This is a genomic window from Oleiagrimonas sp. C23AA (genome assembly GCF_011759385.1).
Taxonomy (GTDB): Bacteria; Pseudomonadota; Gammaproteobacteria; order Xanthomonadales; family Rhodanobacteraceae; genus Oleiagrimonas.
Genome location: NZ_JAARLY010000001.1, coordinates 693243 through 707825 on the forward strand (window position 1 = coordinate 693243; position 14583 = coordinate 707825).

9 protein-coding genes are annotated in these 14583 nt (G+C 63.5%); all 9 read left to right on the forward strand.

Going from position 1 to position 14583, the window contains the following annotated elements:
- Window positions 1-7 precede the first annotated feature (7 nt).
- The 9 genes from sdhA (at window position 8) to HBF24_RS03005 (ending at window position 14424) form a co-directional block, all read left to right on the forward strand.
- The gene (sdhA, locus tag HBF24_RS02965; protein WP_167168621.1) at window positions 8-1795 is read left to right on the forward strand and encodes a succinate dehydrogenase flavoprotein subunit; all 1788 of its coding nucleotides are present in this window, start codon (window positions 8-10) and stop codon (window positions 1793-1795) included.
- Between the two features lie 21 nt (window positions 1796-1816).
- The gene (locus HBF24_RS02970; RefSeq protein WP_167168624.1) at window positions 1817-2596 is read left to right on the forward strand and encodes a succinate dehydrogenase iron-sulfur subunit; all 780 of its coding nucleotides are present in this window, start codon (window positions 1817-1819) and stop codon (window positions 2594-2596) included.
- Window positions 2597-2732: 136 nt separating this feature from the next.
- On the forward strand, window positions 2733-2981 hold the full coding sequence (locus HBF24_RS02975; protein WP_343162699.1) for a succinate dehydrogenase assembly factor 2: 249 nt from the start codon (window positions 2733-2735) through the stop codon (window positions 2979-2981).
- Window positions 2953-3369: a protein YgfX gene (locus HBF24_RS02980; RefSeq protein WP_167168626.1), complete on the forward strand. Its 417-nt coding sequence runs from the start codon at window positions 2953-2955 to the stop codon at window positions 3367-3369. The genes HBF24_RS02975 and HBF24_RS02980 overlap by 29 nt, the downstream gene beginning before the upstream one ends.
- A 101-nt stretch (window positions 3370-3470) precedes the next feature.
- The gene (locus HBF24_RS02985) at window positions 3471-4712 is read left to right on the forward strand and encodes a lipoprotein-releasing ABC transporter permease subunit (protein ID WP_167168629.1); all 1242 of its coding nucleotides are present in this window, start codon (window positions 3471-3473) and stop codon (window positions 4710-4712) included.
- Window positions 4705-5421: a lipoprotein-releasing ABC transporter ATP-binding protein LolD gene (lolD, locus tag HBF24_RS02990; RefSeq protein WP_240922071.1), complete on the forward strand. Its 717-nt coding sequence runs from the start codon at window positions 4705-4707 to the stop codon at window positions 5419-5421. Before HBF24_RS02985 ends, lolD begins: the two co-directional genes overlap by 8 nt.
- 79 nt (window positions 5422-5500) lie before the next feature.
- Window positions 5501-7840 carry a DNA internalization-related competence protein ComEC/Rec2 gene (locus HBF24_RS02995; RefSeq protein ID WP_167168632.1) on the forward strand — a complete coding sequence of 780 codons (2340 nt, stop codon included), beginning with the start codon at window positions 5501-5503 and terminating at the stop codon, window positions 7838-7840.
- 143 nt (window positions 7841-7983) lie between these two features.
- The gene (locus tag HBF24_RS03000) at window positions 7984-11376 is read left to right on the forward strand and encodes a GH92 family glycosyl hydrolase (RefSeq protein WP_343162700.1); all 3393 of its coding nucleotides are present in this window, start codon (window positions 7984-7986) and stop codon (window positions 11374-11376) included.
- A 204-nt stretch (window positions 11377-11580) separates the two neighbouring features.
- A complete protein-coding gene (locus tag HBF24_RS03005) occupies window positions 11581-14424 on the forward strand; it encodes a TonB-dependent receptor (RefSeq protein WP_167168635.1) in 2844 nt (947 codons plus the stop codon).
- Window positions 14425-14583 lie beyond the last annotated feature (159 nt).

Below are 14583 nucleotides of genomic sequence, written 5' to 3' on the forward strand. Positions count from 1 at the left end.
ACGAGATATGGAAAGCTACAAGATTCAGCAACACAAATATGACGTGATCGTGGTCGGCGCCGGCGGCGCGGGCCTGCGCGCCACCTTCGGCCTGGCCGAGAAGGGCCTGTCGGCCGCCTGCATCACCAAGGTGTTTCCGACCCGTTCGCACACCGTGGCCGCGCAGGGCGGCATTGCCGCCGCGCTGGGCAACATGGGCGAGGACGACTGGCGCTTCCACTTCTACGACACCATCAAGGGCTCGGACTGGCTGGGCGACCAGGACGCCATCGAGTACATGTGCCGCGAGGCACCGCAGGCCATTATCGAGCTTGAGCACTACGGCGTGCCGTTCTCGCGTACCGAGGAAGGCAAGATCTACCAGCGCCCGTTCGGTGGCATGACCACCCATTACGGCAAGGGCACCGCGCAGCGCACCTGCGCCGCGGCCGACCGTACCGGCCACGCCATCCTGCACACGCTGTACCAGCAGGCGCTGGCGCACGATGCGCGCTTTTTCATCGAGTACTTCGCCACCGACCTCATCTTCGATGAGGAGGGCGTGTGCCGCGGCGTGATGGCGCTGGATCTAAACGAGGGCACGTTGCACGTGTTCCGCGGCCAGGCCGTGGTGCTGGCCACGGGCGGCTATGGCCGCGCGTTCTTCTCGTGCACCTCGGCGCACACCTGCACCGGTGACGGCGGCGGCATGGTGCTGCGTTCGGGCCTGTCGCTGCAGGACATGGAATTTGTGCAGTTCCACCCGACCGGCATCTACGGCGCCGGCTGCCTGATTACCGAGGGCGTGCGTGGCGAGGGTGGTTACCTGACCAACTCCAAGGGCGAGCGCTTCATGGAGCGCTACGCGCCCAGCGCCAAGGACCTGGCCTCGCGTGACGTGGTCAGCCGCGCCATGACCATCGAAATCCGCGAGGGTCGCGGCGTGGGCGAGAATGCCGATCACATCCACCTGAACCTGATGCACCTGGGCGGCGAAGTGATCCACGAGCGCCTGCCGGGTATCGCCGAGTCGGCGCGCATCTTCGCTGGCGTGGACGTGACCAAGGAGCCGATTCCGGTGCTGCCGACCGTGCACTACAACATGGGCGGTATTCCGACCAACTATCACGGCGAAGTGGTCCAGCTCAAAGACGGCAACCCCGATGCGGTGGTGCCGGGCCTGTTCGCCATCGGCGAGGCGGCCTGCGTATCGGTGCACGGTGCCAACCGCCTGGGCTCGAACTCGCTGCTGGATCTGGTGGTGTTCGGTCGCGCGGTGGCCCATCGCTGCGCCGAGATCATCAAGCCGGGCGCTTCGCACAAGGATCTGCCGTCCAGCGCGCTGGACAAGGCGCTGTCGCGTTTCGACGGCCTGCGTCATGCCGATGGCGACACCGCTACCGCGCAGATCCGCCAGAACATGCAAAAGACCATGCAGACCGATGCGGCGGTGTATCGCACTTCCGAATCGCTGAAGGAAGGCTGCGGCAAGATCTCCGACATCCGCGCCTCTTTTGCCGATGTGAAGGTGAGCGACCGCTCCATGGTCTGGAACTCGGACCTGGTCGAAACGCTGGAGCTGTCCAACCTGCTCGACCAGGCCGTGGCGACCATGCATTCGGCCGAACAGCGTCACGAGTCGCGCGGCGCGCATGCGCACGAGGACTTCCCCGACCGCAACGATGGCGAATGGATGAAGCACACGCTGGTGGCGGTGGACGAAGCCGGCAAGCCCAGCTTCGATTTCCGCCCGGTGCACATGCATACGCTGACGGACGACGTCGACGTCGTGCCGCCGAAAAAGCGCGTCTACTGATACGGACTGGAGAGAAGTACCGTGGCAGAATTCAGCCTACCCAAGAATTCCAAGATCCAGACTGGCAAGCACTATCCGGCCAAGAACGCGAAGAAGCCGCGTACCTTCAAGATCTACCGCTGGACGCCGGACGATGGCCAGAACCCGCGCCAGGACACCTTCGAGGTGGACCTGGCCAGCTGCGGCCCGATGGTTCTGGATGCGCTGCTGAAGATCAAGAACGAGATCGACTCCAGCCTGACCCTGCGCCGCTCGTGCCGTGAAGGCATCTGCGGCAGCTGCGCCATGAACATCGATGGCACCAACACGCTGGCGTGCACCAAGGCCATCAGCGACTGCAAGGACACTGTCACCATCTACCCGCTGCCGCACATGCCGGTGGTGAAGGATCTGGTGCCTGACCTGACGCACTTCTATGCGCAGTTCGCTTCGGTCAAGCCCTGGCTGCGCACGCAGAGCCCGGTGCCGGCCGACAAGGAGCGCCTGCAGTCGCCGGAGGATCGCAAGAAGATCGACGGCCTGTACGAGTGCATCCTGTGTGCCTGCTGCTCGACCAGCTGCCCCAGCTACTGGTGGAACGGCGAGCGCTATCTTGGCCCGGCCGTGCTGTTGCAGGCCTATCGCTGGATTGCCGACAGCCGTGACGAGGACACCGGTGCGCGCCTGGACGATCTGGAAGATCCGTTCCGCCTGTACCGCTGCCACACCATCATGAACTGTGCGCGGACCTGCCCGAAGGGCCTGAATCCGGCCAAGGCGATTGCCGAGATCAAGAAGCTGATGATCGAACGTCGCGCCTGATCGCGTGCGCTGCGCACCAAACGGTTGCGTGCGTGAACAGGTGCTGTGATGAAGCCGATGGCCGGAGCATCCGCCATCGGCTTCATGCGTTTTGTGGCACCATCGCGTGCCATCGCCACAAGGATCAACACATAACGTGAGCAAGGTTTCCGATGGCCGACTGAAGTGGCTGTGCCGGCGCGGCACCAAGGAGCTGGACACGCTGTACGGTTGGTGGCTGACCGAGCGCGCGCCGCAGGCCGACGACACGCAGCGCCAGGCATTCGCCGAGTTGCTCGAGCAGCAGGATCCGGACCTGTGGGACTGGACGCTGGGCCACGTTGCGATTCCGCGCGAGGACTGGGCGGCCATCATTGATGAAATCCGTACCCACCATCGCCTTTGAATACCGGCCTTCGCGTCGCTTGCGCACGCTGCTGGTGACGCTGGCCGTGCTGGCCATCATCGGGGTCATGGCCGCCGCGATGCCCTGGTGGAGCCAAGGCCTGTTGGTTGTGATGGTGGTGATCGGGCTGTGGCGCTATCGGCAGCGCGAGCATCGCCTGGCTGGCTGCCGTCTGCGTTGGGACAGCGCCGGACAGTGGCACCTGCAAGCGGCGGGTGGCCAGGAAAGGCCTGTCGTGCTCGAAGGCAAGGCGCAACAGGCAGGCTTTCTGGTGTTGCGCTTTCGCGGGGCCAGGCGTGTGCCGCTGGTACTTTGCAGCGACAATCTGGAGCAAACCACCTACCGGCATCTACGCATGCGCCTGTCAGCGACGACTGACATCGTTTAAGCCGGCCGCTCCCTTGCCGGCACGGCATGCATACGGCACTCTCAACGCTTGCTGCGGTCCAACGCCCATCGCGTTCCGCGCCCCCACTTTTAGACTAGTCCATGTTCCGACCGCTATCGCTGTTCATCGGCCTGCGCTACACGCGCGCCAAACGTCGCAATCACTTCATATCGTTCATTTCGCTGGTGTCGATGCTGGGCATCATCGTCGGCGTGACCGCGCTGATCACGGTCATTTCGGTGATGAACGGCTTCGATGGAGAATTGCGCACGCGCATCCTGGGCGCCATTTCGCATGCCACCGTGTCGGGCATCGGACAGAGCGTGCAGGACTGGCCGCATGCGCTGGATATCGCCAAGAGCGAGAAGCACGTCAAGGGCGCGGCGCCCTATGTGGAAAACCAGGCCTTCCTGGTCGGGCGCCAGTCCAGCGGTGCCATCGTGCGCGGCATCATGCCCAAGCTCGAACCGCACGTGTCGGACTTCAACACGCACATGAAGGCCGGTTCCTTCGACTCCCTGACCGATGGCTCCTGGCACATCGCTCTGGGTGACGAGCTGGCCATGCAGCTGGGCGTGACCATCGGTGACAAGGTGACGCTCTACGCGCCCAAATTCCGCGCCACGCCCATTGGCGGCGTGCCCGTGCTGCGCCGGTTCACCGTCACCGGCATCTTTGCCCTGGGCATGTCCGAATACGACTCGGGCATGGCGCTGATCAACATGCACGATGCCGAGCGCATCTTCGGCGTGCACGGTCCCACCGGCATACGCTTGCGCCTGGATGACATGTTCGATGCCTATCCGGTAGCGCAGCACCTGGCCGATCGACTGGGCCAGCAATACCAGGTGCGGACCTGGATGCAGAGCAACGCCAACTTCTTCAAGGCCATCGAGATGGAGAAGAAGGTGATGTTCCTGATCCTCTCGCTGATTGTTGCGGTGGCCGCCTTCAACCTGGTGTCGACGCTGGTGATGCTGGTCACCGACAAGCAGGCCGACATCGCCATTCTGCGGACCCTTGGCGCCACGCCACGCACCATCATGGGCGTGTTCATGGTGCAGGGCATGGCGGTGGGCCTGATCGGCCTGGGCTTCGGGGTGTTGTTCGGTGTGCTGCTGGCGATCAACCTGCCGGCCATCGTCGACTGGATTCAGAACGTGTTCCACGTGCAGTTCCTGTCGCCGGACGTGTACTACATCTCCAATGTGCCCAGCCAGCTCAACTGGAGCGATGTGGGCTGGATTTCCGGCCTGGCCTTTGTGTTCTGCCTGCTGGCGACGATTTACCCGGCCTGGCGCGCCTCGCGCACGCAACCGGCGGAGGCCCTGCGCTATGAGTGAGACCATGACCCGACATGCCAGCGACGCGCCGGTGGTGCTGGCGGCACGCCATGTGGCCAAGGAATACAAGGATGGGCGTCTGCGCACGCAGGTGCTGAGCCATGTCAGCTTCGAAGTGCGCCGCGGCGAGACACTTTCCATCATCGGCGCCTCGGGTGCCGGCAAGAGCACGCTGCTGCATATCGTCGGAGGGTTGGACACGCTCACCGGTGGCGAGGTGGAGGTAGAAGGGCGCGCCATGTCGAGCCTGTCCGATGCCGAGCGCGGCCTGCTGCGCAACCGCTCGCTGGGCTTCATCTATCAGTTCCACCACTTGCTGCCCGAATTTACCGCGCTGGAAAATGTGGCCATGCCGCTGATGATCCGCGGTGACGATCTGGCACAGGCTCGGGAACGGGCGCGAGAACTGCTGGTGCGCGTGGGCTTGGAGAAGCGCCTGGACCACAAGCCGGGCGAAATGTCTGGTGGCGAGCGCCAGCGCTGCGCGGTGGCTCGCGCGCTGGTCACCCGGCCGGCCTGCATCCTGGGCGATGAGCCCACCGGCAACCTGGACGAAAAAAACGCCTCGCAGGTCTACGAGCTGATGCTGGAGCTCAATCGCGAGATAGGTACCAGCTTCGTGTTGGTCACGCACGATGTCGGGCTGGCCGAGCGCATGGACCGCACCCTGGAATTGAGTGGCGGGCGCATTCACGAACACTTGCGGTAAGCGCCCTTGAACTTGTTCATGGGCGGTAGGGAGTGCCGCCCGTAAGAAGCCGTCACGCGGCGGCATGGATGTGCATGGCATGGAAGCGTGGCACACAGCCAATGCGCGAGCGCTGTCGCTCAATACCGTGGCTGTCGCGGTGATGGCCGGCTGTGCACTGGTGATGCTGTGCCCGCAACTGCCTTCACCTCGATGGTGTTGGCTTGCGGCGTTACCTGCATTGCTGGCGGCGCGACGATGGCCATGCATGTGGTTGCTGGTGGCGTTTGTGCTAGCGGCCGCCTGGGGCATCGCGCAGGGCAGGGCATCGATGCGGGCGCGTTTGCCTTACGCGTTGGAAGGGCGAGACATCAGCGTCGTCGGCCAGGTGAAAGGGCTGCCGCGTCACCGCAGCGACATGGAAAGCTTCCGCTTTCATATCCAGAGCGCGTCGTTTCATGGAAAGGCACTACCGCTGCGCGGCATGGTGCACCTCGCCTGGTATCGCGCATCGCAGGCGGTGACCGCGTGCAGTCACTGGCAGTTTCGGGTAAGGCTGAAGCGGCCGCGCGGCCTGTCTGATCCGGGGGTGTTCGACAGCGAGCGCTACGCTTTGCAGCACCGTGAAGTGGCGGTTGGTTACGTGCGTCCGCAAGGCCCGCACCGGCTGCTGGCAAACCCGCTGTGCATGGATGGACTGCGGTCCCGAATCGCCGCGGCCTTGCATCGATCGGTGTCGCAGGCGGTACCAGCCAGCTTGCTGGCGGCACTGGCGGTGGGCGACAAACGTGGCTTGCACACGCCACAGCGACAGCGCGCCCAGGCCACCGGCGTTTCGCACTTGTTGGCCATTTCTGGCTTTCATATCGGTATTGCGGCGCTGGCCGGCGCGCTGGCGATGCGTGCGCTGTGGTGGCTATGGCCCCGGCTGGCGTTGCGCTGGCCCCGACGCAACGCCGAAGGCCTGGCCGGACTTTTTTGCGCTGTGCTCTACGCCGCGCTGGCTGGCTGGGGCCTGCCTACGCAACGCGCGCTGATCATGATCACTGTGGCGGTGCTGGCGACGACCGCGCGCAGGCGCATCAGCGCACCGCAGGCGTTGTCGCTGGCATTGCTATCGGTGCTGGCCTTCGATCCGCTGAGCGTGCTGTCGGCCGGCTTCTGGCTCTCATTTGCGGGTGTGGCCTTCCTGCTTTGGTGTCTGGCCGGTACCGAGCGCGGCTGGAAGGCCTGGCTGCTATCGCTGGGCCGCGCGCAATGGGTCATGACGCTGGCATTGTTGCCACTGTCGATAATTTTTTTCGGTCAGGCATCGCTGGTAGGACCCGTGGCCAACGTGATCGCGGTGCCGTGGGTGAGCCTTGCGGTGGTTCCCCTGACGCTGCTGGGAGTGCTGGCGTTGCCTTTCTCGCCAACGCTGGCGGCGCTGGCATGGAAGGCTGCGGCGACATTGATGGGGATACTCTGGCAATGGCTTGGCTTGTTGGCCGCACAGCCGCTGGCCCAGGTGTATCTGCCATCGCCGCCATGGTGGGCGTTGCCGCTGGCGCTGATAGGGGCTGCCTGGCTACTGATGCCGCGCGGCGCACCCGTGCGCTGGCTGGGGTTGTGCCTGTTCGCCCCCTTGCTTTTCCCCCATGTGGCAAGGCCCGCGGCCGGCGGCTTTCAGGTGGTGGTGCTGGATGTGGGGCAGGGGCTGTCGGTGCTGGTACGCACTCGCCATCACGCGTTGGTTTACGACACCGGTGCGCGCTTTCCCTCCGGCTACAGTCTGGGCGAGCGTGTGGTGGTGCCGGCGCTGCACGCGATGGGCGTGCAGCGGCTGGATCGCATCATCATCAGTCACGGTGACAACGACCACGCCGGCGGCGCGCCGGCCGTGCATCGAGCCTATCCGCATGCGCCAATTGTTGCTGGGGAGCCTGGCCGTCTGCCACTGCCGGCGAAGTCCTGCCATGCCGGTCAGCGCTGGCAATGGGACAAGGTACAGTTCACCGTATTGTGGCCGCTCGCCCATGCGCATCCCAGGCATGACAACGATCGCTCCTGCGTGTTGCGAGTACTCGGCGCAAGCGGTCAGGCCTGGTTGACGGGCGACATCTCCCGGCACAGCGAGGCCCAACTGCTTGGCGCTATCGACCCGACACGCCCCGGTCTGTTGGTGGTTCCGCATCACGGCAGCAAGACCTCATCCAGCGCGCTCTTTCTGCGCGCGCTCTCACCACAACTGTCGGTGGCCTCGGCGGGCTGGGAAAACCCCTATGGGCACCCGGCTGCCGTGGTGGTCCAGCGTTACGCCGAGCTGGGATTGCCGCTGATAAACACCGCGCGCCACGGTGCTGTCGCCTGGCGCGCGCCTGCGAAGGGCATGCCGTTTGTCGACTGGCGCTGGCGTGATGGGCATCGCGCCTACTGGCGTGAGCCTTCCCCCAATAAATGATGGTTCGGCATACCACGGCACCCTGCTTGACGGCATATTGACGAAGGGGTGACAGGGGAGTTATATCGATCTAATGACAACGATGATCGGCGTCAGGGTGAACTCGCACGACCGATCCAGATACGCCAAACGGGGAGCCACAAGTGAAGTATTCGAACCGCAAGCAGCCGACAACGAACGGACCCAGCTGGCGTCCGGTCAGCATGGGGGTAGGCGCGCTTGGTGCGCTGACCGTCATGGCCTTCAGCATTGGCCAGGCCTACGCCGGTCGCGAAGGTAACGTTACAAAGCCTTTGTCGTTTGAAACCGCTCCCGGTGTCTCCACGCAGTGTCACACGCAGGGCTGGAGCGCCAGCGTTACCAGCGGTCCGGACAAGTCCGAGCTGCTGACGGCCGAGGCCCAGGTCGGCTGGCACGGCACGCATGTGCTGGAGTATCGCCATGATGCCAACGCGGCCGGCACCTTCCGCTGCCCATTGCCGATGGCAGCACAAGTGGTGCGCAAGGGCGATCAGCTGAGCTTCCAGGTCTATCCGGTGTTCATCGCCAAGGCCTTTCCGCAGCCGGCCGAGGCGGTGGCCGTGGATATCAGCTTTGCCGATGGCAGCCACTTGATCGGCCAGGGCACGGTCGAGCAACGCGATCTGCCGTATTCGGCCCAGGCCGATCGCGACAACCGCACGCTTTATCCCAACCAGTGGAATCGTCTGGTGGTGAAGCTGGACGACTTTGCCGGCAAGCAGATCAAATCGGTGGAGCTGGTCAGCCAGGCCAAGGCCGATGCGCCGACGTTCCATGGATATCTGGACAGCGTGCGGATTGGCCCTGCGCCCAAGGTAACGGCGACGACGCCGGCCGATTTTGTCGATACGCGTCGCGGCACCAACGCCAACTACAACTTCTCGCGCGGCAATAATTTCCCCGCCGTGGCCGTGCCGCATGGCTTCAATTTCTGGACGCCGACCACGCAGGCAGGCTCGGACTGGATTTATCAGTACCAGCAGAGCAACGATGCGCAGAACCATCCGCGCATCCAGGCCTTTGCGCTGAGCCACGAACCCAGCCCGTGGATGGGCGATCGCCAGACCTTCCAGATCATGCCGGCCCAGGTCGATGGCACGCCGCCGCTTTCGCGCAAGTCGCGTGCGCTGGCGTTTACGCATGCGCATGAAACCGCCAAGCCATTCGTCTACAAAGTGCGTTTTGACGACGGCATCGATGCGGCGATGACGCCCACCGACCACGCCGCGATGATGAGCTTCACCTTCCCCAAGGGGCACGGCCAGCTCATCTTCGACAACAAGAATGACAAAGGCGGCCTGACGCTCGATCCGACCCATCGCAGCATCAGCGGCTATTCGGACGTCAAGAGCGGCCTCTCCACCGGCGCCACACGCTTGTTCTTCTACGCCACCTTCGACAAGCCGGTGAGCGCGCATGGTCGCTATGAGGACAGCAAGCGCAAGGATGTCTCCGGCTGGTACGCCTTCGATGCCGGCAAGGTGAACGTGCGCATCGCCACCTCGCTGATCAGCGTGGCCCAGGCCAAGCACAACATGGCGCTGGAAATGGCACCGGGCGACACCTTCGCCAGCATCGAGTCGCGTGCCCGCGCGGCGTGGAACAAGCGCTTCGAGCACGTCACCATTCCTGGCGCCGGTGCCCGCGACAAGGAAACGCTCTACAGCAACATGTATCGCGTGTTCCTGTACCCCAATCAGGCGTTTGAAAACGTCGGCAGCAAGGCGCACCCGCAGATGCGCTACGCCAGCCCGTTCTCCAAGGCCACCGGCACCGACACGCCGACCCACACCGGCGCCCGCGTGCTGGCCGGCAAGCCCTATGTCAACAACGGCTTCTGGGATACCTACCGCACCGCATGGCCGCTGTATGCGCTGCTGACGCCGCATGAAGACGGCCAGATGATCGACGGCTTCGTGCAGCAATACCGCGACGGAGGCTGGATCGCGCGCTGGTCGTCGCCCGGTTATGCCGACCTGATGGTCGGCACCAGCGCCGATGTCGCCTTCACCGATGCCTGGGTGAAGGGTGTGCATAACTTCGACGTCAAGAGTTTCTATCAGGCAGCATTGAAGGATGCCACCGTGGTCAGCCCGATTCCGGGCGCCGGCCGCAAGGACACCGAACATTCGATCTTCCGCGGCTACACCAGCACGGCCACCAACGAGGGCATGTCCTGGTCGATGGCCGGCTATCTGAACGATTTCGGCATTGCGCAGCTGGCCGCCACACTGGCCAAGCACCCGCCCAAGGGCGATGCCTACGCCAATCACTACGCCGATGATGCCGAGTATTTCCGCAACCGCGCGCTGGACTACGTCAACCTGTTCGACCCCAAGGTGCGCTTCTTCATGGGCCGCAAGAGCGATGGCGACTGGCGCGCCACGCCCAAGACGTTCGACCCCTATGCCTGGGGCGGTGACTACACCGAGACCAATGCCTGGGTGATGTCGGTCGATGCGGTGCAGGATGGCCAGGGCCTGGCCAATCTCTACGGCGGCCGCAAGGCGCTGGCAGCGCACCTGGACAAGCTGTTCAACGCGCCGAACATGTATCACACCGGCCACTATCACGGCGTCATCCACGAGATGCGCGAGGCCCGCCAGGTGCGCATGGGCCAGTACCAGCACAGCAACCAGCCCTCGCATCACATCATCTACATGTACGACGTGGCCGGTCAGCCCTGGAAAACCCAGGACAAGGTGCGTGATGTGCTGACGCGCCTTTACACCGGCAACGCCAACGGCCAGGGCTATCCGGGCGATGAGGACAACGGCGAGATGTCGGCCTGGTACGTGTTCAGTGCCGCCGGCTTCTATCCGCTGCGCGTGGGTACCGCCGAGTACGCCATCGGCGCACCGTACTACCCGCACATGGTCATCCATCTGGAGAACGGCCATCGCATCGATATCCGTGCGCCGGGCGTCAGCAACACCAATCGCTACATCCAGAGCGTCACGCTCAACGGCAAGCCGTACAACTCGCCATGGATCAGCCATGCCGACCTGATCGCCGGTGCCAAACTGGTGTTCAAGATGGGGCCGAACCCCTCGAAGTGGGGCGCCGGGGTGACGCCGCCGTCAATCACCAAGGGCCACGCCAAGCCGGACCCGATGGTCGATCTGGCCGATGCCGTCCACGGCACCACCCGTGTGGCGGGCAAGGCCGATACCGCGGTGGCGGACAACAACTCCGATACCGCCGCAACCATCGCCGCGGGCGCGTCGGTCAGCGTGCACTTCGCCGCGCCGCAGCGCGTGGCTATGTACACGCTGACCTCGGCCTCGATCAAGGGAGGCGATGCCGCGCGCTGGCGCCTGCAGGGCTCCAGTGACGGCAAGCACTGGACCACGCTGGACCAGCGCCAGGGCCAAGCGTTCGACTGGCGCCAGCAGACCCGCGCCTACACCGTGGCACACCCGGGACGCTACACCGACTACCGCTGGGTGCCGGCTGGCCACACACCAGTGAAGTTGGCCGAGATCGAATGGCTGGGGCACCCGGCCACGCACTGACAAGCAACACAGGACACGGTGCGGCATCGACTTAAGGTGCCGCACCCATCCGCCGGCGGAGATCGGCGGTCCCAGGGACCGGAATTGGGGAAGGGGAGGACGCTGTCGACCAGGGATCGGCGGCGTTACGTGCGTCCCAGGCACGGCAATGGTTTTCCGGCGGCTTGGCCGACCGGACTTGGGATTACCTTGGGAGGGGACAACATGAAGTCTCGTTTGCTTTGTCTGGCCATCGCCGCGTGTCTAGCGGCTCCGGCCTCGGCGGCGTGGGCCGCCCACACGGGTTCGGCGTCGATGCAATCGACGCAGGACGACAGCAGTTCACAGAGCTCGGACACCACCACGTCCGGCAACAAGCGCAAAAAGTCATCGGACGATCAGTCGTCCAGCCAGCCACAGAAAATGAAAGCGGTGCAGGTCACCGGGTCGCTGATTCCGCGTGCGGAAATCGAGGGGCCATCACCCACCACTACCATCACCGCCAACGACATCGAGAAGCAGGGTTTTGGTGATGTGTTTTCGGCCCTGCGTGCGCAGCCGATTGCCAACGGTTCGGTGCAGGATCCGCAGTTCACCGGTGGCTTTACGCCGGGTGCCGAGACAGTCAGCCTGTTCGGCCTCAGCCCCAGCTTCACGCTCACGCTGCTGGACGGCAAGCCAATGGCCAGCTACCCGCTGGCCTACAACGGCTCAAGCAATATCACCGACATCGCCAACATCCCGGTGGGCCTGATCGATCACATCGATATTCTCACCGGTGGCCAGTCGTCGATCTATGGTTCGGCGGCCATCGCCGGCGTGGTCAACATCGTGCTCAAGGACCATATCGAAGGCACGCACATGGGCCTGCGCCTTGGCAGCTACAGCGATGGCGGCGGCGACAACCAGCGCTTCCAGTTCTCCAGCGGTACCAGCATCGGCAAGCTGGATATCTCTGGTGGCATCCAGGTCTCGCACCAGTCACCGATTTGGGCCTACCAGCGCAGCTACATCGACTCCTACGATGATGATCCCACCGGCAACGGCGGTGTGCCGTCGCGTGTTTACCTGCGCATGTATTACGACGCCAACGGCAGCCCGCACTACATCGATCCCGGTGCCAGTGCGTGCCAGCCGCTGTCCAACGAGTACTTCGGCAGCGTGCATTACAGTTATCGTCCCGGGTTGGGCTACTACTGCGGCTCCACCAAGAACGCCGGTCTGGCTTCGCTCTCCAACGAGAGCAAGGATGCCAACGGCTCACTGTTCCTGAAGTACCACATTAACGATCACACCCAGCTGTACTCGACCATCCTCTACAGCTACTCCGATCCCACCTATGCCGGCGGCAGCCCGTTCTGGAACAACACGTTTTTGAACCAGAACACCGGGCAGTACGAACTGTGGCAGCGCATCTGGTCACCTGAAGAAGTGGGTGCCGACGCCACCCAGCAGCACGTCTTCACCCATTCGTACAACTTCAGTGCCGGCGTGAAGGGTCAGATCGGCGAATCGGACTGGAGCTACGACGCCTATTACAACCGCTCCTCCAGCAAGGTGATCCGCAAGACGCACGACCAGGTGGCCAACAACGGCGTGGATCAGTATTACCTCGGACCACAGCTGGGTACCGACGCCAACGGCTATCCCATCTACGCGCCCAACCTGGATCGTCTGTACACCCCGATCACGCCTCAGATCTACGACTCGTTCGTGGCCTTGAATCGTGCCGCGTCTGTTTCCTGGACGCAGAACGAAACCATCACCGCCAACACCACGGATCTGTTCGAGCTGCCGGCCGGTTCGGTCGGTTTCGCTGCTATTTTGCAGGCTGGCAATGAGCACATGTCCAACCGCTCGACCAGCGCGCTGGCCGACACCGGCTTCTTCCGCGGCCAGGGGGGTAGTACTGTGGCCAGCGGATCGCGCAAGCAGTACGCGGCTGGCATGGAGATGCAGGTGCCGATCTTCAGCACACTGATGGCCGATCTGTCCGGGCGTTACGACAAGTACAGCTACGGCGGGCACAGCACGGCCAAGAGTACCTACAAGATCGGCCTGGAATACCGCCCGATCGATACACTGCTGCTGCGTGGCAGCTACGCCACGGCGTTCCGCGCGCCGGACATGTTCTACCTGTTCTCCAACCGTTCCAGTGGCTATTCGACCTCCACCGACTACTACAAGTGTCGCGCCGCCGGTTATACCTCGGAGAATTTCGATAGCTGTCCGCAGGCGGGTACCGGCATCCTGGGCATCAGCAGTGGCAACCTGAGGCTGAAGCCAATTACTGCCAAGTCGTTTACCTACGGCTTTGTGTGGTCGACCTCGGACAATAGCCTGAGCTGGTCGGTGGACTACAATGCCATCCACATCTCCAACGAAGTGGCCACGCTGGGTAACAACGAGATCCTGCAGCTGGAAGCCAATTGCCGACTGGGTACCTCGGAAAATGGCCAGACCGCCTATGACATCAACTCGCCCACCTGTCAGGAAGTGCTGGGTGAGGTGACACGTCTGCCCGACAGTGACCCGGTCAACCCCGGTGGCATCCAATCGGTCTCGACCTACCCGATCAATGTGTCATCCGAGTACCAGACCGGCATCCAGTCGGAGCTGACCTACCGCCTCAACGCCGGCCGTTACGGCCAGTTTGTGTTCAGCGGCAACTACTACGACGCGCTCAAGCACACCTATCGAGAGAAGGAAGGCGATCCGACCTATAACCTGCTGTGCTGTGCCAATTCCGACGAGTTCAAGTCGCGCGTCACTGGTAACGTCACCTGGGCCATCGGCAAGTGGAGCACCACCGTCTATGGGATCCGCGATGGCCACACCTGGAACCAGGCCGGTACCGCCAAGAACATCGGTCCGTGGATCCTCTACAACGCCAGCGTGCATTACCAGGTCAATCCGAAGGCTCGCATTTCGCTGATCGTCAACAACATCGCCAATAAGCGTCCGCCTGTGGATGTGACCAACGGCGGTTGGCCGTATTACGACACCGGAGATTACAACGCGCTGGGTCGGGCCGTGTGGATGGAACTGGGCTACGACTTCGGTACCTGATTGGCTCCTGCGGAGCTCCCCCCGTGGTGACGTGGCGTCACCACTTGCCCCGGTCGTCGTTGGACCGGGGCCTCTTTTTTTTGGTTCATCGTGGAATACCGGGGAAGGCAGCGCGGATCTTGAGGAAGAAATAGTCCTGATCCCGGTAGCCGTAGGCCC

What these genes read in the sequence shown, in the direction of transcription:
- sdhA (WP_167168621.1), top strand. Translation starts at nt 8, where the DNA reads ATGGAAAGCTACAAGATTCAGCAACACAAATATGACGTGATCGTGGTC.
- HBF24_RS02980 (WP_167168626.1), top strand. Translation starts at nt 2,953, where the DNA reads ATGAAATCCGTACCCACCATCGCCTTTGAATACCGGCCTTCGCGTCGC.
- HBF24_RS02985 (WP_167168629.1), top strand. Translation starts at nt 3,471, where the DNA reads ATGTTCCGACCGCTATCGCTGTTCATCGGCCTGCGCTACACGCGCGCC.
- lolD (WP_240922071.1), top strand. Translation starts at nt 4,705, where the DNA reads ATGAGTGAGACCATGACCCGACATGCCAGCGACGCGCCGGTGGTGCTG.
- HBF24_RS02995 (WP_167168632.1), top strand. Translation starts at nt 5,501, where the DNA reads ATGGAAGCGTGGCACACAGCCAATGCGCGAGCGCTGTCGCTCAATACC.
- HBF24_RS03005 (WP_167168635.1), top strand. Translation starts at nt 11,581, where the DNA reads ATGAAGTCTCGTTTGCTTTGTCTGGCCATCGCCGCGTGTCTAGCGGCT.